Origin of the sequence: Novosphingobium jiangmenense, from assembly GCF_015694345.1 — a bacterium.
Lineage (GTDB): Bacteria > Pseudomonadota > Alphaproteobacteria > Sphingomonadales > Sphingomonadaceae > Novosphingobium > Novosphingobium jiangmenense.
In genome coordinates this window covers 446,879-470,225 of the sequence record NZ_JADQDC010000001.1, presented here as the reverse complement: position 1 = coordinate 470,225, position 23,347 = coordinate 446,879, and the positions used below count along the sequence as shown (strand labels likewise).

Annotated in this window: 19 protein-coding genes; 9 read left to right on the top strand and 10 right to left on the bottom strand. The window is 66.9% G+C overall.

Translation table 11 applies throughout. The features are described 5' to 3' along the window. Positions 1–35: 35 nt before the first annotated feature. The 4 genes from I2488_RS02090 to I2488_RS02075 are packed head-to-tail and all read right to left on the bottom strand — an operon-like array spanning position 36 to position 4,433. A complete protein-coding gene (locus I2488_RS02090) occupies positions 36–959 on the bottom strand; it encodes an NAD(P)-dependent oxidoreductase (protein ID WP_343070968.1) in 924 nt (307 codons plus the stop codon). Next, the gene (locus I2488_RS02085; RefSeq protein ID WP_196274140.1) at positions 956–2,392 is read right to left on the bottom strand and encodes an aldehyde dehydrogenase family protein; all 1,437 of its coding nucleotides are present in this window, start codon (positions 2,390–2,392) and stop codon (positions 956–958) included. The genes I2488_RS02090 and I2488_RS02085 overlap by 4 nt, the downstream gene beginning before the upstream one ends. Then, positions 2,392–3,630 carry a CaiB/BaiF CoA transferase family protein gene (locus tag I2488_RS02080; RefSeq protein ID WP_343070961.1) on the bottom strand — a complete coding sequence of 413 codons (1,239 nt, stop codon included), beginning with the start codon at positions 3,628–3,630 and terminating at the stop codon, positions 2,392–2,394. Before I2488_RS02080 ends, I2488_RS02085 begins: the two co-directional genes overlap by 1 nt. Beyond that, entirely contained in the window at positions 3,627–4,433 is an 807-nt protein-coding gene (locus I2488_RS02075; RefSeq protein ID WP_196274139.1) for a crotonase/enoyl-CoA hydratase family protein, read from the bottom strand. Before I2488_RS02075 ends, I2488_RS02080 begins: the two co-directional genes overlap by 4 nt. A gap of 100 nt (positions 4,434–4,533) precedes the next feature. Between I2488_RS02075 and I2488_RS02070 the strand changes: the two genes are divergently transcribed. From I2488_RS02070 to I2488_RS02060, 3 genes are all read left to right on the top strand, one after another. Beyond that, positions 4,534–5,409 (top strand): LysR substrate-binding domain-containing protein, encoded by an 876-nt coding sequence (locus tag I2488_RS02070; RefSeq protein ID WP_196274138.1) that lies wholly within the window; start codon positions 4,534–4,536, stop codon positions 5,407–5,409. A 118-nt stretch (positions 5,410–5,527) separates the two neighbouring features. After that, positions 5,528–6,673: an acyl-CoA dehydrogenase family protein gene (locus I2488_RS02065; protein ID WP_196274137.1), complete on the top strand. Its 1,146-nt coding sequence runs from the start codon at positions 5,528–5,530 to the stop codon at positions 6,671–6,673. A 15-nt stretch (positions 6,674–6,688) separates the two neighbouring features. After that, entirely contained in the window at positions 6,689–7,654 is a 966-nt protein-coding gene (locus I2488_RS02060; protein WP_196274136.1) for an acyl-CoA dehydrogenase family protein, read from the top strand. A 6-nt stretch (positions 7,655–7,660) separates the two neighbouring features. Here I2488_RS02060 and I2488_RS02055 read toward each other — a convergent pair whose 3' ends face one another. Together I2488_RS02055 and I2488_RS02050 are read right to left on the bottom strand one after the other, a co-directional pair. Then, on the bottom strand, positions 7,661–10,774 hold the full coding sequence (locus I2488_RS02055) for an alpha-L-rhamnosidase (RefSeq protein WP_196274135.1): 3,114 nt from the start codon (positions 10,772–10,774) through the stop codon (positions 7,661–7,663). A gap of 32 nt (positions 10,775–10,806) precedes the next feature. Continuing rightward, positions 10,807–13,026, bottom strand: a complete 2,220-nt coding sequence (locus I2488_RS02050) for a glycoside hydrolase family 3 C-terminal domain-containing protein (protein ID WP_214652147.1) — start codon at positions 13,024–13,026, stop codon at positions 10,807–10,809. Positions 13,027–13,172: 146 nt separating this feature from the next. On the opposite strand from I2488_RS02050, the gene I2488_RS02045 reads away from it, so the two are divergent. Both I2488_RS02045 and I2488_RS02040 read left to right on the top strand, forming a co-directional pair. Beyond that, entirely contained in the window at positions 13,173–13,853 is a 681-nt protein-coding gene (locus I2488_RS02045) for a TetR/AcrR family transcriptional regulator (protein WP_196274134.1), read from the top strand. Positions 13,854–13,929: 76 nt separating this feature from the next. Then, the gene (locus tag I2488_RS02040; RefSeq protein WP_214652146.1) at positions 13,930–14,250 is read left to right on the top strand and encodes a hypothetical protein; all 321 of its coding nucleotides are present in this window, start codon (positions 13,930–13,932) and stop codon (positions 14,248–14,250) included. Between the two features lie 265 nt (positions 14,251–14,515). Here I2488_RS02040 and I2488_RS02035 read toward each other — a convergent pair whose 3' ends face one another. Further along, positions 14,516–15,598: a hypothetical protein gene (locus tag I2488_RS02035; protein WP_196274133.1), complete on the bottom strand. Its 1,083-nt coding sequence runs from the start codon at positions 15,596–15,598 to the stop codon at positions 14,516–14,518. A 121-nt stretch (positions 15,599–15,719) separates the two neighbouring features. Here I2488_RS02035 and I2488_RS02030 point away from each other — a divergent pair, with 121 nt between their 5' ends. Then, on the top strand, positions 15,720–16,376 hold the full coding sequence (locus I2488_RS02030) for a TetR/AcrR family transcriptional regulator (protein WP_196274132.1): 657 nt from the start codon (positions 15,720–15,722) through the stop codon (positions 16,374–16,376). Here the strand turns inward: I2488_RS02030 and I2488_RS02025 are convergent. After that, positions 16,373–18,127 (bottom strand): N-acyl-D-amino-acid deacylase family protein, encoded by a 1,755-nt coding sequence (locus I2488_RS02025; protein WP_196274131.1) that lies wholly within the window; start codon positions 18,125–18,127, stop codon positions 16,373–16,375. The genes I2488_RS02030 and I2488_RS02025 overlap by 4 nt on opposite strands. Positions 18,128–18,366: 239 nt before the next feature. Between I2488_RS02025 and I2488_RS02020 the strand changes: the two genes are divergently transcribed. From I2488_RS02020 to I2488_RS02010, 3 genes are read left to right on the top strand one after another with little or no spacing between them, the layout of a single operon-like run. Then, positions 18,367–19,287 (top strand): VOC family protein, encoded by a 921-nt coding sequence (locus I2488_RS02020; RefSeq protein ID WP_196274130.1) that lies wholly within the window; start codon positions 18,367–18,369, stop codon positions 19,285–19,287. A 23-nt stretch (positions 19,288–19,310) separates the two neighbouring features. Beyond that, the gene (locus I2488_RS02015; RefSeq protein ID WP_196274129.1) at positions 19,311–20,507 is read left to right on the top strand and encodes a flavin-dependent monooxygenase; all 1,197 of its coding nucleotides are present in this window, start codon (positions 19,311–19,313) and stop codon (positions 20,505–20,507) included. Positions 20,508–20,521: 14 nt separating this feature from the next. Continuing rightward, the gene (locus I2488_RS02010) at positions 20,522–21,607 is read left to right on the top strand and encodes a Rieske 2Fe-2S domain-containing protein (RefSeq protein WP_196274128.1); all 1,086 of its coding nucleotides are present in this window, start codon (positions 20,522–20,524) and stop codon (positions 21,605–21,607) included. Here the strand turns inward: I2488_RS02010 and I2488_RS02005 are convergent. Both I2488_RS02005 and I2488_RS02000 read right to left on the bottom strand, forming a co-directional pair. Then, positions 21,604–22,461 carry a helix-turn-helix transcriptional regulator gene (locus I2488_RS02005; protein ID WP_196274127.1) on the bottom strand — a complete coding sequence of 286 codons (858 nt, stop codon included), beginning with the start codon at positions 22,459–22,461 and terminating at the stop codon, positions 21,604–21,606. The two genes, I2488_RS02010 and I2488_RS02005, sit on opposite strands and share 4 nt — an antisense overlap. Before the next feature lie 67 nt (positions 22,462–22,528). After that, a complete protein-coding gene (locus tag I2488_RS02000) occupies positions 22,529–23,344 on the bottom strand; it encodes a Coq4 family protein (RefSeq protein ID WP_196274126.1) in 816 nt (271 codons plus the stop codon). Positions 23,345–23,347: the final 3 nt, after the last annotated feature.

The window sequence follows — 23,347 nt, the reverse complement described above, 5'->3', positions numbered from 1 at the left end:
GGGCAGCGGCCCGGTTTTCGCCGGGCCGTCTTCCTTCAGGTGGTGCGCGGGGTTTCCACCCCGGCATTGCGACAGGCCCATTCGAGCAGCGCCGAGTAATCCTTGGTTGCGAATTCCGGCATGGCGCGCGCCCCGCCATAGACGGCGTGGGCGGCGGCACCGACCGGCAGGCCCATGCGGTATTCGGCGGCAGCGGTCATCGCCAGGGTCATGTCCTTGAACGCAAGGTCGATGGTGAAGCCGGGCACGGTATCGCCCTTCAGCACCTTGTTGACCATCAGCGTGTGCAACTGTCCGTTCTGCGCCGTCGTGCTGCCGGTGACCTTGAGAATCGTGTCGATATCGAGCCCGAGCCGCGTGCCCAGCGCCACGGCCTCGGCGCTGACTTCGGCGATGGTCAGCAACAGGAAGTTGTTCACCAGCTTCATCCGGCTGCCCATGCCCTGCCCGCCGCAGCGCATGATGTCCTTGCCCATGGCGTTCAGCAGCGGCTCGACGCGGGCGAAGTCCTCGTCGCTCGCGCCAACCATGAACAGCGATTCTCCGCGCTCCGCATGGAGCACGAGGCGGCCGATCGGGCTGTCGACGAAGGCGACGCCCTTTGCGGCGCAGGCCTTGGCCACGCGGTCGGTGCCGTTGGCGTCGATGGTCGACATGTCGAGCAGCAGCGTGCCCGGCTTCATCTGCGCCAACGCGCCATCCGGGCCCAGCACAACGGCCTCGACATGCGGCGTGGCGGGAAGGCAGGTGATAACCACCTCGACGTCCCGCGCGGCTTCGGCCACCGAGCCAGCCTTGCGCCCGCCCAGTTCCACGATCTCGTCGGCACGCGCCGGTTCGATGTCATAGGCGATGACGTCGAAGCCCTTGCGCACCAGATGCCGGGCCAGCGGCAGGCCCATCGCGCCAAGGCCGATATAGGCGACAGTCGTCATGATATGCTCTCCGCAGGCGCTCAGATGGCGCCGTGATTGATGTAGCTGGTCTTGCTTTCGGTGAAGAATTCGGCCGCCGCAGCGCCGGTCTCGCGCGCGCCGTAGCCCGAGGGCGAGCGCCCGCCGAGCGGCACGTGGTACTCAAGGCCCGCCGTCGGGGCGTTGACCATGACCATTCCGGCCTTGGAGGCCTTGCGGAAGCGCTCGGCGCTTTTCAGGCTGGTCGTCGCGATGCCGGACGAGAGCTTGTATTCGCAGGCGTTGGCGGCGTGGATCGCCTCGTCGAGATCCTCGACCTTGATCACCGAGGCAATCGGGCCGAACGATTCATGCTGGTTGCAGCGCCACTCTGCCCTGGTGCCGGTCAGCAGCGTCGGCGCCATGAACAGGCCGCGCGTGCGTCCTTCCACGGCACCGCCGCCCGCTGCCAGTTCAGCGCCTTCGCCTTGGGCATCGATCACGAACTGCAGGTTCTCGTTGAACTGCTGCACATTGGCGACCGGACCGATCTGGGTCTCGGGATCGAGCGCGTGGCCAACGCGGTAGCTGCCCGCAACCTTGGCCATGCGTTCGACAAAGGCATCGTGGATGCCGCGCGTGACGATCAGGCGCTCCGTCCCGGTGCAGCGCTGCCCGGTCTGGATCCACGCACCGTTGCTGGCGATCTCCACCGCCAGATCGAGGTCGGCATCATCGAGCACGACCAGCGCGTTCTTGCCGCCGAGTTCCAATTGGCACTTGGTCATCGTCTCGGCCGCGCGGGTCAGCACGGCACGGCCTGTGGCAGTGCCGCCGGTGAAGGTCAGGCCATCGGCCTCGTCGATCATCACGTTGCCGGTGGCGCGGCCATCGCCCATGACGAGGTTGAACACGCCCGCTGGAACGCCCGCTTCCTCGATGATCTGCGCCAGCATCACCGCACATCCGGGCACGAAGCTGCTGGGCTTCAGCACCACCGAATTGCCATAGGCCAGCGCCCCCGCAACCTTCCACGACGGCAGGGCAATCGGGAAGTTCCACGGCGTGATCGCGGCAACGACGCCCAACGGCTCGCGCGTGACCAGCACGTTGAAGCCGTCGCGCATCGAATTGTACCATTCGCCCTGCGCGCGGATCACGTCCCCGGCAGCGGCCTGGAAGCACTGCGCGGCACGCAGCGCCTCGCCCACGCCTTCGGGCAAGGTCTTGCCTTCCTCGCGGCTGAGCAGCTTGCCGATCTCGGGCGCGCGCGCTTTCAGCAGTTCGGCAATGCGGTAGAGGATGTCGACGCGGGCCTGCATGTTGAACGCGGCCCAGGCAGGCTGTGCCCGACGCGCAGCGGCCATCGCCTCGCGCACTTCGGTCTCGCCGACCTTGCTATAGCTGCCGACGGTCTCGTCGAGGTCCGAGGGGTTCACCGTCGTGAACGGCACCGTACCATCCACCCAGCGCCCGTCGATGTAGTTCGCGCCCTTCATCACAGTGTCTCCGCGATCACGCCCGCGGCCAGCAGGCGCTCGATCTCTTCCGCTTGCAGCCCGAGCTGTTCGGTCAGGACACTCGCGGTATCCTCGCCCGAGCGCGGCGGTGCGTGGCGATAGGTGGCGGGCGAGGCGGAAAGTTGCGCCGGGAAGCCGAGCACCTTCACCGGCGTTCCGTCCGACCGGGTCATTTCATGGACCAGCCCGCGCACCGCGATCTGCGGATGATCGAGCACTTCGGGGATCTCGTTGACCTTGCCGCCGGGCAGCTTTGCCGCTTCCATCGCCGCGATCAGCTCTGCGGATTTCCACTTGGCAATCGCCGGACGTAGTTGCGCCAGCAGGGCCTCGCGGTTCACGCTGCGGCCCGCGCTGATGGCAAAGCGTTCGTCGTCTGCCAGTTCGGGCAGGCCGAGCAGGGCGGTGAAGGCGCGAAACTGGCGGTCGTTGCCCAGCGCAACGAGGATGCTGCCGTCGGCGCAGGCAAAGTCCTGATAGGGCACGGTATTGGGATGCTGGTTGCCCATGCGGCGCGGCACCATCCCGCCGTTGAGCCAGTTCGAGGCCTGATTGGCCAGCAGCGCGACTTGCGTGTCGAGCAGGGCAAGGTCGATGCGCTGCCCCTCGCCGGTGGCATGGCGGTGATTGAGCGCTGCCAGAACCGAGATGGTGGCATAGAGCCCGGTGGTAAGGTCGCTGATCGGGATGCCGACCTTCATCGGCCCGCCGCCCGGCTCGCCATCGGGCAGGCCGGTCACGCTCATCAACCCGCTCATGCCTTGCACGAGGAAGTCGTAGCCGCCGTTGTTGCGCAAGGGTCCGGTCTGGCCGAAGCCGGTGATCGAAAGGTAGATCAGGTCTGGCTTGATCGCGCGCAGCGAGTCATAGTCGAGGCCATACTTGACGAGGCCACCGACGCGGAAGTTCTCGATCACGATGTCCGCCTTGGCGGCAAACTGGCGGATCAGGTCGGCGCCTGCGGGGTCGGCCATGTTGATCGCGACCGAGCGCTTGTTGCGGTTGGCGCAGAGGTAATAGGCGGCATCGCGGCTGCCATCGTCGAGGAACGGCGGCCCCCACTTGCGCGTGTCGTCGCCTTGCCCCGGCTGTTCGATCTTGATCACGTCCGCGCCAAGATCGCCCAGCGTCTGGCTGCACCATGGCCCGGCCAGCACGCGCGAAAGATCCAGCACGGTGATGCCGGCAAGGGGGCCTGCAGTCGTCACCTCGCTCACTCGCCCTTCAGCTCCGGCGTGCGCTTTTCAAGGAAGGCGCTGACCGCCTCGTGGTGGTCACGGGTGTGGTGGGCGAGCGCCTGATAGGCGGCCGAGAGTTCGAGCAGCGGGGCCAGCTTCATGTCCTGCCCTTCGCGCAGCAGGCGCTTGGCCATGCGCGTGGCGTGGCCGGGGTTGGCGGCGATGGCATGGGCGACTTCGAGCGCGCGGGGCAGGAGCTGGTCAGGCGCGACGACTTCGCTGACGAGGCCGTATTCCAGTGCCTTGGCGGCATCGATGGTGTCGCCGGTCAGCGTCATCAGGCTGGCGCGGGCCATGCCGATCACGCGCGGCAGCAGCCACGCCCCGCCATCGCCCGGCACGATGCCGAGCTTGACGAAGCTTTCGGCGAACAAAGCCTTGTCCGACGCAATGCGGATGTCGGTCATGCAGGCAAGATCGAGACCCGCACCGATCGCCGGACCGTTGACGGCGGCCACGACCGGCACTTCAAGATCATAAAGCGCGGTCGGGATCAGCTGGATGCCGGTGCGATACTGGTTGCGGATCGAGAAGGGCGAGCCGCCGAACATGCCGGTCTTGTCGGCCATGTGCTTGACATTGCCGCCTGCGCAGAACGCCTTGCCCGCGCCGGTCAGCACCACCGCGCGGACGGAGGCATCGCGCGTCACGTCGGCGCAGAACTGCGCAATCTCCTCGCTGTGCGCGGTTTCCGAGATCGCGTTGCGCGTGTCGGGGCGGTTGAGCGTGGCGATGACCACCGGGCCATCGCGTTCGATCAGCAGGAAAGGGGTATCGGACATCGCGCGCTCTCCGTTGGTTCTGTGTTGCGCGAAACAGCTAGGCCACCATGCCCTTTCGGGCTAATATTGAATTTTCCGGCTTCGATAGTGAGTGTGTATCGTGGACCTGCGCCAGCTGCGCTATTTCAACGCCCTTGCCGAGACGCTGAACTTCCACCGTGCGGCCGAACGCCTGCACATCTCGCAGCCGCCGCTGACGGTGGCCATCCGCAAGCTCGAGGAAGACCTCGGCGTCGCCCTGTTCGAGCGCGATCCGCGCGGTGTGCGGCTGACCACCGCAGGCCTTGCCGCCATCGCCCCGGCGCGCGAGGCGCTGGCTGCGGCAGAGAAAGTGCGCGAGGCCGTGCGCCAGGGGGCTGCGGGCCTGCGCGGGCGGCTCTCGGTCGGCTTCATCGGCTCGGCCATCGGCGATCTGTTGCCGCGCATCGTCCCGCCCTTCCGCAAGGCCTATCCCGAGGTCGAACTGGCGCTGGAGGAGCTGAACAGCGTCGAAATCGTGCGCGCAATTGCCGCGCGGCGGCTGGATATCGGGCTGGTGCGCCTGCCGGTCATGGACTCCGCGCCCGTCGCCATCGACGTGATCGAGGAGGACGAACTCGTGGCCGTGCTGCCTGCCAGCGACGTGCTGGCGCGGCGCAAGACGCTCGACCTGGGCGCGCTCGCCGACCGCGCGTTCATCATCTACAGCCCGGTCAGCGTGCTCCACGCCACGATCCGCCTCGCCTGTCATCGCGCCGGCTTTGCGCCAAGGGTGGCGCAGGAGGCGGTGCAGGTGCAGACCATTCTGAGCCTTGTCGAGGCCGGACTTGGCGTTGCGCTGGTGCCCGCCCGCAGCGCGCGCTTCGCCGGGGCCGGGGTGCGCATCGTGACTCTCGCCGAGCCGGTGCCCATCGCCATGGGCATCGCGCGGGCGCAGGATGCATCGGTGCTGGCGCATAACTTCGTCCAGGCGGCGCTCGCTACCGGCCCGGACTGATATGCAAACCATATCAAAATCAGAAAATTAAATATTTGAAGCAGAAGGCGTGTGGGCGCATCCATGGCACCGAGACGTGGCGACGAAGCGTGCCACCCGGGACAGGAGCCGCCCTTTCGTGTTCGATACACTGACGCTTGCCCAACTTCCGCCCGAGGACGAGGCGCTGCGCCCCGCCGTCCGCGCCTTTATCGAGCGCCACATCGCCGCAATCCCGCTCGATCGCCGCGCGCGCTCGTGGCAGGGCTTCAGCGCCGAATTCAGCCGCGCGCTTGGCGAAGCGGGCTTTCTCGGCCTGACGCTGCCCAAGGCATATGGCGGGCACGGCAAGGGCCCCTTCGCCCGCTTCGTGGTGGTCGAGGAACTGCTGACGGCAGGTGCCCCGGTGGCCGCGCACTGGATCGCCGACCGGCAGAGCGCGCCGCTGCTCCTGAACTTCGGCACCGAGGCGCAGCGCCAGAAGCACATCCCGGCAATCTGCCGGGGCGAGCAGCTGTTCTGCATCGGCATGAGCGAGCCGGGTTCGGGATCGGACCTTGCCAGCGTGCGCACCCGCGCCGAGCGCACCGAGAAGGGCTGGGTGGTCAATGGCCAGAAGATCTGGACCACCAACGCGATGCATTCGGACTACATGATCGCGCTGATCCGCACATCCGGCACCTCGGCTGATCGGCAAGCAGGCCTGTCGCAGCTGATCATCGACCTCAAGGCACCCGGCGTAACCGTGCGGCCCATCGTCGACCTGACGGGTGATGCGCATTTTGCCGAAGTGTTCTTCGAGAACGTGGAACTGGGCGAGGATGCGCTGGTCGGCGCAGAGGGCGAGGGCTGGAAGCAGGTCGTCGCCGAACTCGCCTTCGAACGTTCGGGGCCGGAGCGGATCTATTCCAGCGCCGTGTTGCTCGATGCCTGGATCCGGCACCTGCAGGCCGTGGGCCGCAGCGATTGCGCCGCGCTGGTCGGACGCCTCACCGCCGAACTCGCCACGCTGCGCGCCATGTCGATTGCCTGCACCGCGCGACTGGTGGCGGGGGAAAGCCCGGTGGTCGAAGCGAGCATCGTCAAGGATCGCGGCACCGGCTTCGAACAGGAACTCCCATTGGTGATCGGTGACGATCTTGCCGCGCACCCCGACGAGGCGGTGAGCGAGGAGCTTTACCGCACGCTGCTCTATGTCACGCACATCGCGCCCAGCTTCAGCCTGCGCGGCGGCACGCGCGAGATCCTGCGCGGAATCATCGCGCGCGGCATGGGCCTGCGCTGAGGGGGAGAGGACATCATGGACATCAACGAACTGCTCGAACCCTTCGTCCGCATGCTCGATGCGGCAGCGGCCCCGGCGACCGTGCGCGCCATCGAGCACGGCGGTTCCCCCGACGCGCTGTGGAGCGAGATTGCCGAGTCCGGCTTCCTCGATGCACTCGTGGCCGAGGAGCATGGCGGCGCAGGCCTGAGCCTCGCCGGCATCGAACCGCTGATCGAGGCGCTGGGCGCCCGCGCCGTGCCGCTGCCGGTGGCCGAGACCATGCTCGCGCGCGCCGTTCTGGCGCAGGAAGGCATTACCGCGCCCGAGGGGCCGATCGTGCTGGTCACCTCGATGACCCAGCCGGTGCCCTGCGGACTGGTCGCAAAAGCCGCGCTGGTCGATTGCGGCGATGAGCTTGTCCTGTGCGACATGGCGCAGCTCTCGCCCGCACCGACCGGCGTGACGAACGGGCTGGCCGCGCGCATTTCCGGCACACCCGATGGCATCCGCCTGCCGCGTCCCGCTTCCGGCCTGCGCGCCATCGCTGCCGTGCTGCGCGCCGCTCTGATCGCCGGGGCCGCCGCGCGCCTGTGCGACGTGACCACTGCCTATGCCTCCGAACGTGTGCAGTTCGGCAAGCCGATCGGCCGCCAGCAGTCGCTGCAGCAGATGCTGGCGCTGATGGCCGAGGACATGATCGCCTGCCGCATCGCCGCGCAGCTCGGTGCCTCGCAGGGGATTGGCCCGTCCCTCGCCACCGCCGCAACAGCCAAGATCACCACGTCGGCCGCCGCCCCGCGCATCGCTGCCTCCGCTCACGCCGTCCATGGCGCCATCGGCATCAGCGAGGAATACGACCTGCAACTCCTCACCCGCCGCCTCCACGAATGGCGCCTGGCAGACGGCTCGGAAGGGTACTGGTCGCAGGTGCTGGGCGCGGCACGACTGGCCTCGCCTCAGCCCACGGTCGACTGGATCCGCGAAACCGTGTTCGCCTGATCCGGGTCAGAGCCTGCCGGAGTAGCGGTTGGGCCCCGACCCCGCGCGCGCCTGACGCCCACCCGGCAGGATCACCTCGCCCTCCACCCCGGCAGGCAGTTCCACGTCGAGCCGGAACCTGCCGTCCCTGGCCGTCCAGTCGGTGCGGATCGTGCCGCGCACGCTCTGATAGGTCGCACCGCCGCTGCCCAGCACCGGGCTCATGATCGGCGCGATGCGCACCCGTCCGAAGCCCGGCGTGGCAGGCGCGATACCGGCGATGCGGCGGAACAGGAAATCGCCGATAGCGCCGAAGGCATAGTGGTTGCGGCTGTTCATGCCGACATCGCCCTGGTCGCTGTTCCAGCGCTCCCACATGCTCGTCGCGCCCTTTTCGACCATGTATCCCCACGACGGGTAGCTGCGCTGCGTCAGCAGGGAGATCGCGGTGGCCTCCTGCCCGGCCATGACCAGCGCATCGAGGATGTGCGGCGTGCCGAGGAAGCCGGTGGAGAGGTGATTGCCGCGCCGCGCGATGTCCGCCGCCAGCGCCGCGCCCGCCACCCGCGTGGCATCCGGCGAGAGCAGGCCGAAGCGGATCGCCACGACATTGCCGGTCTGGCTGCCGTTGCCGACCTTGCCATCGACGACAAAAGCCGTGTTGAACGCGCTGCGGATCGCCTCGAACAGGTTGCGATACTTGGCAGCGGCTGCGGCATCGCCGATCGCCTCGGCCATTGCGGCCATCATCGTGGCGTCCTGCGCCCAATAGGCGGTGGAGAGCAGGTCCTTGGGCGTCGTCGCCGCGCCGGGATTGGCGGTCGGCGCATCGACCGAGAGCCAGTCGGCATAGTCCGCGCCGCGTTGCTTGCGCCAGATGTGGTCGGGGTTGGCCGCTTCGATCCACGCCATATAGGCTTCCATCGACTGCCAGTTCGCCCGGATCACCCCGGTATCGCCGTTCTGCATCCACGAGGTATGGGGCAAGATCACCCCGGCGTCGGCCCACCCAGGTGAGGACAGCTTCATCGTCGGCACGAACGGCGGGATGCAATCGGGGAAGGCCCCCTTGGCGCTTTGCGAAACGCGGGCGTCCTCCATCACGCGGGCGGTGAAGGCGGTCACGTCCATGTTCCACGCCGCGGCAGGCCAGAAAACCGCAGCATCGCCCATCCAGCCAAGCCGCTCGTCGCGCTGCGGGCAATCGGTGGGCAGCCCATAGAAGTTCGCCCGCTGGCTCCACACCGAATTGCGCCAGAACTTCTCGATCACCGGATCGCCGACCCGCAGCTCCGCCGTCTCGGCAAGATCCTGATGCGCTACAAGTCCCTCAAGGCTCCACGCGCCCGTATCGTCCGGCACGCCGGTGACTTCGACATAGCGATAGCCGTGATAGGTAAAGCGCGGCTCATAGACCTCGCGCCCGCGCCCGGCGGCGATGTAGATGTCGCGCGCCTTGGCGGTGCGCAGGTTGGCCTGATCGACCGTGCCATCGGCCTTGAGTAGCTCGGCAAAGCGCATCTCGATCCTCGTGCCGGCCGGTGCCGTGACGGTGAGGCGGGGGAAGCCGGCAAAGTTCTGGCCATAATCGAGCACGAAATGACCGGCGCCCAGACGCGTGACGGACTTCGGCTGCAGCGTCTGCCGCACGCGGATCGGCGGGCAGCGCTGCGGTTCGACCGGGATCGCAGGCGCGGCGACTACGCTGGCCGGGCGCCAGCCTGCCGTTGTGCCGCCAACGCTCGCCCAGCCGGACTGTTCGGCCCGCGCATCGTGGATCTCGCCGTCATAGAGCGAATGCTCCAGCACGGCAGAGTCCGCAATCTCCCAGCCCTCGCCGCTGCCGACCACGGTCCGCGAACCGTCGTCATGCTCGATCTCGAGCTGGCACAGCATGCGGCACGGCGCAGGGCCAAAGGCAAAGCGCGCCGAAGTGCTGAAGCGCGAACCGTACCAACCGTCGCCGACGACCATGCCCAGCACGTTGGCGCCGGGCTTGAGCAGCGCGGTCACGTCATAGGTCTGATAAAGCACGCGCTTCGAAGGATCGGTGAACTCGGGCGCGAGCTTGCGGTCTGCCAGCGGCGCGCCGTTGATCCATGGCTGATAGATGCCCAGTGCCGTGGCATGCAGCCGCGCCGCGCGGATCGGCTTGTCGATGCTGAAGCCATGGCGCAACCGGCTGGCAGGCGTGAGCGGCCAAGGCTCGCCAATCGGCAACGCGCCCTTGGCCGGTTCGGCGGGAGGCCATGCGGCATCGTCGAAGGCCACCGCGTGCCAACCTTCCGGGGCTGCGACCATGGTCTTCCAGCCGGGGCTGGCCGAGGTCATCCGCTGCGTCATCCCTTCGCCGTGGCGCAGCAGCGCGGCGGCCACGCATGGCGGCTGGCCAAAGCTGCCGACGCGGCGCCCTTCGATGGCGATGACATTGCGGCCTTTCTTCAGCGTGATCGGCCAGACTGCCATCTCGGTATGACGCGCCGGGCCATCGCGCGGGGTCGGCGCGGGCTCGCCGTTGATCCATACGCCGGTCAGCTCGTGCAGTGTGCCGCAGAATTCCGCCGCGCCGCCGGGGTGGTCGAAGGTCCAGCGGAAGGCGCGGGTCTGGCCGACGTTCTGCCGGTCCGGCCCGGAAATCCAGTGCAGCCCGGCCTCGCGGTCGGCCTTGGCGACGAGCGTTTCGCTGGCGATCCATTCGGCCTGCCAGTCGGCCGGGGCAAGGCCGGTTTCCCACATCGCCGGCTTGCTGCGCAGCGGCGTGCGGCTGCCTTTTGTCCAGCTTTCCACCTGCCACCATACACGGCTGCGCGAGGGCAGGGGCGGCCCGGCATAGCCGACGTCGACAGTGGAGCCGCCGTCGATGCGCCCGCTGTCCCAGATCAGGTTGCGGCCAGTGGCGAGGTCTTCAAGGCTGCGGGCAACGCTGACGCGATAGGCCACTTGTCCGGCGCGCTCCGCACCGTCCAGCTTCCACGAGAAGCGCGGCGTGGCATCGCCCAGCGCCAGCGGATTCTCCAGCCCGCACACGCGCAAGGACTCGACCTGCGCCGGTTGGGACGCAGCAAGCACCCGCAGCGGCACGGCCGTCGCGCCGGTTCCGGCAATGCCCAAAGCGATGGCTTCGCGCCGGTTGAGCTTCATCGTTTCTCTCTCCCGCAGTGGTTGTTCGGAGGTCAGGGCCTGATCGTCTGCGCGGCCAGCTGCACTTGCCCGGTCAGCACTGGATCGCTGGCGGACCGGGCCACCTCGATCTTCACCTTCCCCGGCTTCACCACCCAGCGCCCAAGTGCCGCATCGAAGCTGGCGAGCAGGCGCGGGTCGGCCTCGATCGTCACTGTCCGGCTTTCCCCCGGCTTCAGCACCGGCTTGTCCCATCCGATCAGGCGCCGTGCCTTGCCCGGCAGCGTCACATAGACCTGCGGCACATCGGCCCCCTCGCGCGTGCCGGTGTTGGTCACGGTGAAGCTGGCGCTGACGGTGCGACCGCCCTTGGCCTTCAGCGCCGAGTAGCGGAACGAGGTGTAGGACAGGCCATGCCCGAACGCGAACAGCGGCTTCTCGGCCTTGCGGTCGAACCAGCGATAGCCGGCGTCCGACCCTTCGGGATAGGTGATCGTGAACGGCGGGCTGTTGGTGTTCACGCCGTAGGTGATCTTGTCTTCCTTCGAGGGCGGCGGCAGGTCCGATCCCGGCAGGACCGGGTTGGGCAATTGCCGAACGCTTGCCGGGAAGGTCACCGGCAGACGACCTGAAGGATTGGTCGTGCCGGCGATGATCTGCGCAATCGCATCGCCGCCGCGCTGGCCCGGATACCACGCGGCAAGCACCGCCGGCACCTTGTCCAGCCACGGCATCGCCACCGCATTGCCGGTCTCCAGCACCACCACCGTGCGAGGGTTGGCACCGGCCACCGCATCGATCAGCGCATCCTGCTGCCCGTCGAGCGAAAGGTCGCGCTGGTCTTCGGCTTCGGTCGCGAACTTCGTGGCAAAGACAATGGCGACATCCGCTCCCTTCGCCGCTTCCGCTGCTGCCTGCGCATCGCTGCCGTCGACGAAGGTGATTTGCGCATTGCCGAAGGTGCTGCGCAGCGCATCGAGCGGCGGCGTGCCGCCCCACGCTCGCCGGGCGAAGACGGCGGCAGGGCCGCTCTCGAGCTTCTCGACCGCCCGGAAACCGCCAACCGGCACGACCTGACTCGACCCGCCGCCCGAAAGCACCCCGAGGTCGGCCTTGCCGCCGATCAGCACGATGGAGCGCACCGAGCCGGAAAGCGGCAGGAGATTGCCTTCGTTGCGCAGCAGCACCGTCCCCTCGCGCGCCGCCTGCAACGCCACTTCGCCATTGGCCGCATAGTCGATCGGCTTGGGCGTGATCGCTGTCCGGTCCAAGCCATTGGCATAGATCGCCCAGAGGATGCGTTTGGCCGCCGTGTCGACCGCCGAAAGCGGGATGCTGCCATCGGCCAGCTTCGGCTTCAGTTCGGTCGAGAACCAGCGTTTCCGGTCGATCATCTCGCCCGATTGCTGGTCCAGCCCGGCGAGCAGCGCCTCGGTCGAATGGACCGCGCCCCAGTCCGACATTACATAGCCCTTGAAGCCCCAGTCGCGGCGCAGGACGTCGGTCAGCAGGAACCTGTTTTCGCAGGCATATGTGCCGCCAACCTTGTTGTAGGAACACATCACCGAACCGGGCTTGCCGCGCTCGATGCCGATCTGGAAGGCGAGCAGGTCGCTCTCCCGCATCGCCGCCTCGTCCATTTCCACCGAGGCGGATGAGCGCCCGATCTCCTGGTTGTTGAGCGCGAAGTGCTTGATCGTGGCGATGATGCCGTTGGACTGCACCCCCTCGATCTGTGCGCCGACCAGCACGCCACCAAGCAGCGGATCTTCGCCGAGGTATTCGAAATTGCGACCCGCTCGCGGATCGCGGACAAGATTGACCCCGCCCGCCAGCATCACGTTGAACCCCTTGGCCACCGCCTCCGACCCGATCATGCGTCCGCCCTCGCGCAGCAGCGCCGGGTTCCAGGTGGCGGCCAGCGACAGGCCTGAAGGCAGCGCGGTGGCCACGTCGCCCTTGCGCATGTCCATGATGTTGGAAACGCCAAGGCTGGCGTCGGTCGCATACTGCGGCGGAATGCCGAGGCGTTCGATCCCGGCAATGACGCCAGCGCCCACCGGCATCCCCGGCGCCCGCTTTGCCGACGGGATGAACACCGCCATCGTGCCGTGCAACAGCTGGATCTTCTCTTCCTGCGTCATCTGCGCGACGGTCTGTTCGGCACGCGCTTCCGCGGCATCCAGCGGTGTCCGCGCCGGTTTGGCCTCCGCCCCGGCGCAACCGAGCGCGATCATGGCGGCAGAGCAGGATAGGCGCGCGGCAGGCGTCATTTCAGGGTCCTCAGGTGTGGGCTCGACAGTCTTTTCCTGCTGGCAAGCTCCACGAACCGCCCCCTCGAGTCAAGTAATAGATCACAAGGGTTCGATTATACGAGGTCGCTTGCGTGGTCTTTCCCGCTGTGGAACAAGGCACCACGATGGACGCCAGCCCCAAGAAATCCCGCAGTTCCGCCGCTAGGAAGGGCGCGCCCGCTCCGCACCAGCCCGTGCGCGGCCGACCGACGGCAGAGCAGGTCACCTCGATCGACCGCGCCATCGTCGACACCGCGCGCACGATGTTCCTGGCAGACGGCTTCGATGCGGTCGGCATGAAGCAGGTGGCCGAAACCGCACGCGTCTCCAAGGGCACGCTCTATGCCCGCTATTCCTCGAAGGAAGCGCTGTTCAAGGCGGTGATCGAGCGGTCGATCGAGGACTGGTCGGCCGAAGCCTCGCTGCAGGACGCCGCGCTTACCGACAACATCGAACAGCGCCTGCGCCATCACGCCCGGATCATCGCCACCTGGCTGGGCCGGCCCGACGTGCTCGCCCTGCAGCGCCTGCTGCTCTCGGTGCAGGAACGCTTTCCCGAGCTCAGCGAAGTCATGCAGCGGCGCGGCAGCGATTACATCATCGGCCTGATCGCCAAGGACATTGCCGAAGCGGCGGCGCGTGACCGGCGTAATTTGCGCGATCCGCTGGCGGTTGCCCGACTGCTGGTTGCCGGGATCACCGGGGCACAATTGCAGAGCGGGCTTGCGGGAACAAATGACGAGGATTTGCAAGGCTTTGCGCAAAGGACGGTCGATCTGATCCTTTGGGGCACGAGCGCCTGGTAGCCCTTGATATTCGAACACCAGTGTGCATTAATATCCGGGCGAACGACTCGCCATGTCGTAATTCGAGAGGACGCCCATGATCCGCACTGCCCTTGTCATCGCGCTGGCCGCCACCGCGCTCCCCGCCTCGGCAATCGCCGCAGAACCGGCCAAGCCCGTGGCAACCGCCCCTGCCGCCAAGGCCAAATACACCACCGCCGATACCGACATCGGCACCCTGCTCGATGATCCCGCCGCCAAGGCCATCATCGACAAGTACATCCCCGGCATGACCAGCAACGAGCAGATCGAAATGGCCCGCTCGATGACGCTCAAGGCGGTGCAGGCCTATGCGCCGGACGACGTGACCGACGAACGCCTCGCCAAGATCGACGCCGAGTTCGCCAGTCTGAAGTGATCGGCGCCCGCACGTTGCGCGGACTGACAAAAGGGGCGGCAACCACTGCGGTTGCCGCCCCTTTTCTTTGTGGCCGATGACGTTTTCCAGCACCGCTGGTCCGAAGCCCACCCCGCTGCGACTAACCTCGCCTGCGGCTCGGCAAGTCTCGCGGCCCTCCCGCCTGCGGGAGGGCTGGTTTTGCTCCCCTCCCGCAGGCGGGAGGGGTTGGGGGTGGGCGGGCGGCTAAACGATGCAGCGGGTTGCTTGACCGAACCCCGTCGGTTCAGGCCGCCATGCCGAAGGGCGCGTCGACCGGCGCCTCCGCCGGATACTCTGCCGGACCACCGAAGTTGTAGGCAGCGTTCAGCGTGCTGATGAACGCAGGATCGTTCAGAGGATCGCTCGGCGTCTCGATGTGAATCCCGCGCGAACGCACGTCCTTGATCAGCGTGTCGATCGCCTGTTCGTGGGTCAGGTTGTCGGTGCCGTCCATGTTCTTCTTCAGTTCGTCGAAGTCCATGAACACTTCTGCCGACCAGTGGACGAGGAAGCGCAGGTCGTCGGTGTGGTAGCGTTCGATCACCTCGTCGCCGGTCTTGACCAGCCAGCCGTCGCGATCGTCGGGATCACCGGTGAACACGCTGTCGAAGGCAAGGCCTGCCGGGCGGCGACGGTCATGGGCGCCGTTGGCTTCGCCGCGATGCACCAGCATTTCGTTCTGCACCACCACCGCGCGGTTGTAGATTGGTGACTGGACGCGGGCCGGCTTCTTCAGCGGGCCTTCGGGCCAGTAGGTGAAGCCGCTTTCCGGATCATGGCTGAACCAGGTGATCACCTGCGCCATCTTGATCAGGTAGTCCTGGAACAGCCCCGAACGTCCCATGATCGAACAGAGCCACGTCGGCGAATTCTCGTGGCGGATGCCGCGGAAGCTGGGGGAATCGAGGTGCCCCGGATCGGTGTTGGCGCAAGGACCGTTGACGTTGAACAGCATCATCTGCGGCTTGGCGTACTGCGCGCCCCAGTATGACTTGGCGTGGTCGAGGAACGCCTGATTGTAGAACACCTCGTGCAGCTCGGGGTAGAGCGCGGTCGAATAGTTGCCGAAGTAGCCACGGAACGTCGGCGTCATGAACATGTCGAGCGTCGGCTTGAAGCCTTCCGGAAAACCGCCGGCAAAGGTCGCCAGCAGCGATTCCGCCGATGGAAAGTGCTGCGCCAGGATCAGCTTCCACGGACCCTTGTCGTGCACCACGTCGAGCATCACCCGCTTCTGCGCCTCGGTGAAGGGATTGCTGATCTCGCGCGGCGGGGAGACCGGCTTGAGAATGTCGGAAAGGTACTGCCTGCGGGATTCGTCGAGCATCGCTGTCTCCTCTGGCCGCTACGTCACCGTGACTCGGTCCGATCGGCTCTCAATGAGAAAAGTTATAGGTCGATAACTTTTTCTGCAAGCGGTTTTCCGCAAATCCGTCTATGGCCCGATCATGGAAGGGGCATCCAACCAGCTACCGAAGGGTTCAGGCGCGGCCATCAACAAGGGCCGCAGGACGGCGAACCGCATACTCGATGCGGCGGAAGCGCTGTTTGCGCGCAACGGATACGAAGCCACCTCGTTGCGCGACATTGCGGCCGAGGCCGGCATCCAGCAGCCGGGCCTCTACAAGCACTTCGCCAGCAAGGAGGATCTCTACCGTCAGGTCTACGAACGCGCGCTGCGCCCGGTGACCGACCTGATGGACCAGCTCCTCACCGGCTCCGACGACGGTTTCGATCAACTGGCCAACCGCATGACCGATCTCCTCGCCCAGCATCCCACCATCGCCCGCCTGCTGGTGCGCGCGGTCGTCTCGTCCGACAGCCAGCCCGATCTGGTTGCGCTCGACTGGCTCAATCGCGTCGTCGGCTATGGCCGCAGGCTCAGCGAGAAGGCGGGCGAGGACCCGGCGGGCGATCTGCTGGCGGTGCAGATCGTCGCCATCTTCAACATGCTGTTCGGGTTCTTCTGGGCCTCGCCCCTGCTCGAAAGCCTCACCGGCAAGCCCGCCACCGACGAGCGCGCGATGGCGCTGCAGAAGACCTTGCTGCAGACCTTCATTGCCGCGCTGCCCGGAATGGCCGAGCCCGCCGGGAAAGTGCCCTAGGTGGTCGCCGCCACCTTTTCCGGCACGGCGTGAACCTTGCGCGCACCGCGCACCACCTTGCCCGGCAGCGTGCCGGTCGGCTGGTCGTCACGCCGGATCACCTTGCCGCTGACCACCGTGGCGACATAGCCCTTCGCCGTCTGGTCAAGCCTGCGCCCGCCGCCGGGCAGGTCGTGGCGCACCACCGGCGCATGGAGTTCGAGCGCGGCCATGTCGATCACGTTGACGTCGGCCTTCATCCCGGCGCGCAGCACGCCGCGATCTTCCAGCCCCATGACCTTCGCCGGACGGGCGGCCAGCATCTCCACCGTCTCGGCGAGAGACATGCGCTCGCCCGCGCGGTCGCGCACCCAGTAGGTCAGCATGAAGGTCGGATAGCTGGCATCGCAGATCGCCGCATAATGCGCGCCGCCATCGCCAAGGCCGATCACCGTATCCGGGCGGCGCACCAGTTCGAGCAGCGCATCGAGCTTGCCCTCATGGAAATTGCCGAGCGTGTTGAGGATCATGCCGTTGCCGCCGCGCTCCATCAGCACGTCATAGGCGACCTCCTCGCAAGTGCGGCCCTGCGCGCGCGCCAGCGCGGCAATGCTCTGGTCGGACGAGGGTTCGTACTGCGGCGGATCGCCGAACGGGAACATCCAGTCCCAGATCCGCGTCAGCATGGCGAGCGGGTGGCCGGGTTGCGGCATTTCGGACAGGAGCCTGGCGCGGAACGCGGGGTCCGCCAGATGCGGCAGCTGTTCCTCCAGCGGCAGGCCCGCAATCGGCTGGTATGATGGGCACAGGCAGAACGGATGGGTCGAAAGCGCCCAGCCCGAGATCAGCCCGATCGGGCGCGGCAGGATCTGCGGCCAGATTTCCATGCCCTCGGCGCGCGCTTCATCCACCCTGGCAAGCGCCTCTTCCCAGTTGCGCGGCCCGCTGTTGACCAGCCCGACGGTGAAGGTGGACGGGCGGCCCGAAGCGCGGGTCACCTCGACCAGCCGCGCCATTTCCTCGTCCCAGCTCTGGAACGGCGCGTCGAGCACCGCCTGGAACACCCCGGTCCCGGCGTCCTTCAACGCCTCGGTGATCACCACCAGTTCGTGCGTGTCGGCGCCGAAAGTCGGGATCAGCTCGCCCGCCTTGGTGCGGTGGATGTTGAGCCGCGAGGTGGCAAAGCCGATGGCCCCTGCTTCCAGCGCCTCGCGGGCAATGTCGCGCATCGCGGCAAGGTCCGCGTCGGTCGCTTCCTCGCGCGCGATGGCGCGTTCGCCCATGACCCACACCCGCAAGGGGCTGTGCGGCAGCAGGCAGGCAACGTCGATGTCGCGCTGCCGTGCCGCGAGCGCGTCGAGATACTGCGGGAAGGTCTCCCAGTCCCACGGCAGGCCCTCGGCCATGACCACGCCGGGAATGTCTTCCACGCCTTCCATCAGCCGGATCAGCGCCTCATGGTCCTGCTTGCGGCACGGCGCGAACCCAACGCCGCAATTGCCGAGCACCACCGTGGTCACGCCATGCGAGGAGCTGGGCGAGAGCGTATCGGACCAGATCGCCTGCCCGTCATAATGGGTGTGGATGTCCACGAAACCGGGAGTTACCACCAGCCCGCTGGCGTCGATGGTCTCCGCCGCCGTGCCGGTGAAGCTGCCGCCCACCTGCACGATCCGGTCACCCAGCAGCGCCACGTCGCCGACATTCGGCTCCGCGCCGGTGCCATCGACGATCAGTCCGCCGCGAATCAGCAGATCGGCCTTGGTGGTCATCCTCGTTCTCCCATGGTCTTTCGCAAACGGTACTCGACCGTTCGGCAAGTGGCAAGCCCCCTGTGCGTGAGCGACTGCGCAGACTTCACGCGCATCTGAACCAGGCTCCTTCTTGATGACCAAAAATGCGTAGAAAATGAATCCATCGATTACGCATTATTGACATCCGTCAATTTCATCCGCGTCACCAGCAGTCACTCTGCACCCATCGAAAGCCCGGTGCAGAGGAGAGGGGACCCATGGAAATCGCAGGCCTTGCCTACAGCGTGGTGAGCGCGACGGACCTCGGTGCATGGGCCAGATTCGGCGAAGATTTCGCCGGTTTCTCCGCACACTACGTCCCCGGCGGCCTTGCCCTGCGCATGGATGAGCGCGCGGGTCGCGTCTTTGTCGAAGCGGCGGCGGCTGACCGCTACGCTGCCAGCGGCTGGGAACTGCGCACCCGCCGCCAGTTCGATGCCGCGCTGGCCGAGCTTGCCGCCAGGGGCATCGCCTTCACAGCCTCCACACCCGCCGAGCGCGCGCTGCGCCATGTTGCCGAGATGGTCTGGTTCCGCGATCCCGCCGGAAACCGCCACGAGCTGTGCTACGGCCCGATCTCCGACTTCACCCGCTTCGTCTCCCCGCAGGCCGTGCGCGGTTTCGTCACCGGCGAGCTCGGCTATGGCCACGTCGTCCTGCCCGCGCCGCAGATCGACGCGGTGCGCGACTTCATGATCGACGTGCTCGGCTTCGGCGTGTCGGACTTCATGGTCCACCGCCCGATGGGGCCCGATGGCCCGGCCATGCGCATAGACTTCATGCACTGCGCCAACGCCCGCCATCACAGCCTCGCCCTGTTCGAAGGAGAGGTGCCGACAGGCTGCGTGCACATGATGGTCGAAGTGCCCGACCTCGACGAAGTGGGCCGCGCCCATGACCGCATGCTCGCCTCCGGGGCGCGCCTGATGGCGACGCTGGGCAAGCACACCAATGACCGCATGACCAGCTTCTACGTGGCGACTCCCGGCGGCTTCGCGCTCGAATACGGGTTCGGCGGGCTGCAGCTCGATTGGGACCGCCACAGCGAGTTCGAATTCACCCAGGTGAGCCTGTGGGGCCACGATTTCAGCGTCGGCTTCGGCGCGGACGAGCAGGCGCAGCTGGCAGCAGCGGCCTGAGAAACAGAACGAGGAGACGGACCATGACCCTTGCCCAACCTGTGTTGGCCCAGCCGACCGAAGCCGAGCTTGTCGCCCGCGCGGAGGCGATGATCCCGGCCCTGCGCGCCCGCGCCGACGAGGCCGACCGCCTCTGCCGCCTGCCCGACGAGACCATCCGCGATTTTCAGGACGCCGGTTTCTTCAAGATCCTCCAGCCGCGCCGCTACGGCGGTTACGAGATGGACCCGCAAACCTTCTACGCGGTGCAGATGAAGGTGGCCGAAGGCTGCATGTCCTCGGCCTGGGTGCTGGGCGTCGTCGCCGTCCACAACTGGCAGCTCGCGCTGTTCGACGCCCGCGCACAGGAAGACGTCTGGGGTTCGGACCCGACCACGCTGATCTCCTCGTCCTACATGCCCAAGGGCAAGGCGACCCCGGTCGAGGGCGGCTATCGCGTCACCGGGCACTGGGGCTTTTCCAGCGGCGTCGACCATTGCGAATGGGCCTTCCTCGGCGGCCAGCTGCTCGATCCCGAAACCGGCAAGCCCGATTTCGTCACCTTCCTGATCCCGCGCAAGGACTTCACCGTCCTGCCGGTGTGGGACACCATCGGCCTCGGCGCGACCGGCAGCCATGACGTTACCGTGGAGGACGTCTATGTCCCCGCCTACCGCGTCCACCGCTCGAAAGACGGCTTCGCGGTGACCAGCCCCGGCCTCAAGGTCAACGATGCGCCGCTGTTCAAGCTGCCGTTCGGCCAGGTCTTCGTCCGCGCCGTTTCCTCCTCGTCGATCGGTGCGCTGCAGGGCGCACTCGATGTCTATCGCGAGGCAGGCGCCAAGCGCGTTTCGCACAACGATGCCTCGAGCGCGGCGCAGGACCCGGCGACGCAGGAACTGATCGCCGAGACCGCCGCCGCCATCGACGAGATGAAGGCAACGCTGAACCGCAACTTCGACCACCTCAACGCCTGCGCCCGCGCCGGACAGGCCGCCGATGTCGAGACGCGGCTGACCTACCGTTACCAGTCGGCGCAAGTCTCGGGCCGCTGTGCCGAACTGATCAGCCGCATCTTCCACGCATCGGGCGCGGAAGGAATTTTCCGGGGCCGGCCCATCGCCCGGATCTTCTGCGACATCCACGCCGGACGCACCCATGTGGCGAACAATCCGGCCAAGGTCGGCCGCAATTTCGGCAACGTCCTGCTTGGCGCCCCCAACGCCGACAGCTTCATCTGAGAAGGACCGATCCCATGGCAACCACGGCAGACTACGGGCTCGGCCCGAACGCATACCCCCGCGGCTGGTTCATGATCGCCGTCGCGGCGGACGTCACCCCCACTCCGCAGGCGGTGCACTTCTTCGGCAAGGAGATGGTGCTCTATCGCGGCAAGGGCAGTGGCAGGCCGATCCTGCTTGACGCCTATTGCCCGCACATGCGCGTCCATATCGCGAAGAACACCACCTCCTACATCGTGCGTGATGGCATGCAGGTGGAAGGGGATTCGATCCGCTGTCCGGCGCATGGCTGGCGCTACAATTCCAAGGGGCAGTGCGACGATATCCCCTATTCGACGCACGGCATCCCCAAGTCCGCCTGCCTCAAGTCATACACCGTGGAGGAGCGCGCCGGCTGCATCTTCATGTGGCACGACATGGAAGGCGGCGCGCCGGACTTCGATCTGCCCGCGTTGTCCGAATGGGACCGCACGGGCGAGGGCTGGGTGCGCTGGACGCCCGATCACCTCGGCACCCTGCCGATCCACCCGCAGGAAATCCTCGACAACATGTCGGACATTGCCCACTTCGCGCCGGTCCACGGCAGCACCGGCACGGTCTATTTCGAGAACGTCTATGACGGTCCGATCATGCGCCAGCGCTTCGGCTCGGGCCATCGCACGCTGGTCGACAGCGACACGCTGCTCGAGACCGACACCTGGTACACCGGCCCCGGCATCCTGCTGTGCCGGATGGAGGGCAAGCACCCCTCGCTGATGATGATCTGCAACACGCCGGTGAAAGACGGCGAAGTGCGGGTGTGGTTCGCGGTCATGGCCAAGACGGCCGACAATCACCAGCCGACGCGCGAGGAAGCCGCGATAGCCCGCGCCTATCACGAATCCGGCCTTGCCGCCTTCGCGCAGGACTTCGAACTTTGGCAGCACAAGGAACCGGCGCTCAGCGTGCTGCAGATCCCCGACGACGGCCCATTCCACAAGGGCCGCATCTGGTATCGCCAGTTCTTCCACCCTCGCGAACGCGCCGCCGAATTCCAGAACCGCGTCAATGGCTCGCACATAACGCTGCGCGGCAAGGGCGAGGTGATGCAGGTCGCCTAGTTGGGGACCCGCTGGCCTGACGATTGCCGCCAGGCCAGCGGCGTCTGCCCGGTGCTGCGGCGGAAGGCGCGGGTGAAGCTGTTGGGGTGCGAAAATCCGCAGGCCTGCGCCACCGCCTTGATCGGGCGGGATCCGTCCTGCAGCAGCGCCTTGGCCTGCTCGATCCGCGTCGTCTCCACATAGTCCGCCACGGTCATCCCGGTCAGGGCAAGGAACTGGCGCTGGAGATGGCGCATGCTGATCCCGCACAGCGCGGCCAGTTCGGCGACACCCGGCGGGGGACCTGTCCGGTCGAGCCGCTCGCGGATGCGGCGGAACTGCCATGGTGCGAGGCGGCCCGAGACCGAAGGCGCCGCCTCCTCGCGCATGACCCGCTCCAGCTCGATGAAGACAAGTTCCATCAGCGCGGCGATGGCAGCGGGGTTGCAGTCGGTCAGGTTCTCCAGCTCGCGCCTGACCAGCCCCATCAGGCTGCGCAGAGTCTCGCCGGTCAGGGCGAGCAGGCCTTGCAGGAAGGCGAGGTCGGGGCTGGCGACCTGCGCCATCAGGTGCGCGGTCCGCTCCGCTCCGAAGACGCAACGCACCACGCGGATGTGGCCGCCTTCGGAGCGTCCGGCGACCAGCACGCCGGGCCAGCGCGTGAACAGGGTGCCCATGAAGCAGCGGCGGTCGGCGTCGATCTCGGGGAAACAGGCCGAGGCGTCCGCCGATGTCGGCGGGAGCGACATTTCCACCATCATCTCGCTCTCGCGACGGGTGAAGTCGAGCATCGATGGCCAGTGCCACTCGACGATCTCGGCACGCCCGAGCGGCGTCTCCACAAGGGCGATGACGGTGGGGGAATAGTCGTTCAAAAAATGTTTCCCCGGGGAAACATTCCGTGAACAGAGTTCGGCAAGCCTGTTTCCACGGTGCTGCCCCTCAGAAGATTTCCCGGCCTTCGCCGAAGATCAGGCTGGCGGCGCGGTTGTCGCGCGGGCCGGTGAAGCCCTTGACGCCAAGCTCGCTGCGCACTTGCGCCGGCGTCAGGTGGAGCAGTTCCTCCCAGCGCACGATGAACAGATTGGCGGATTTCGTCCCCACGTCGTGGCCGTGGGAGAAGTTGTCCCACACTACCGGCCAGATCTGCGGATAGTGCAGCATCGTCCGCATCGCCCAAGGGAAGGTCACGAACATCGTCGTCGTCAGCAGTTCGCCCGCAAGGTCAGGCGAGAGGTGGGCGAAGAGGTTGCCGGTGCGCAGGCCCGCCGGGAAAACCTCGCCGATGGCATCGAAGCCGCATTCGCCGATCAGGTGATCGAAATCGTGGGTCTGGCCGCTGCGCAGGGTGTAGTAATCAAGGTCGCTTTCCGGCGCCCACGAAGGATCGGCCTGCCGCTGCGGCAGCAGTTCGAGCGTAAGGCCAAGCGACACCATGTGATCGTGCAGCAGGCGACCGATCGAGCCTTCGGGGTTCTGCCCAAGGTCCTCCAGCGTATAGGTCGAAACGAAACGCTCATCGAACCAGCGGTCGAGCGCCTTGTTGCGGCGGCGCTCGTCCTTGATCATCGCTTCCACCCGGTCGCGATCGCGCAGCTCGTCCACCGCGCCGACCATCTCGGGCAGCCCCTCGATCAGGCTTTGCGGGCCGGTGTTCCGGCGCAGGGTGTGGAACGCCACCCAATCGCGGATGCGCGCATCGTCGAGCCAGCGCGAACTGCCCGCCGCGCCATCGCTCAGCGGCATGGGGCCGGCCATCGC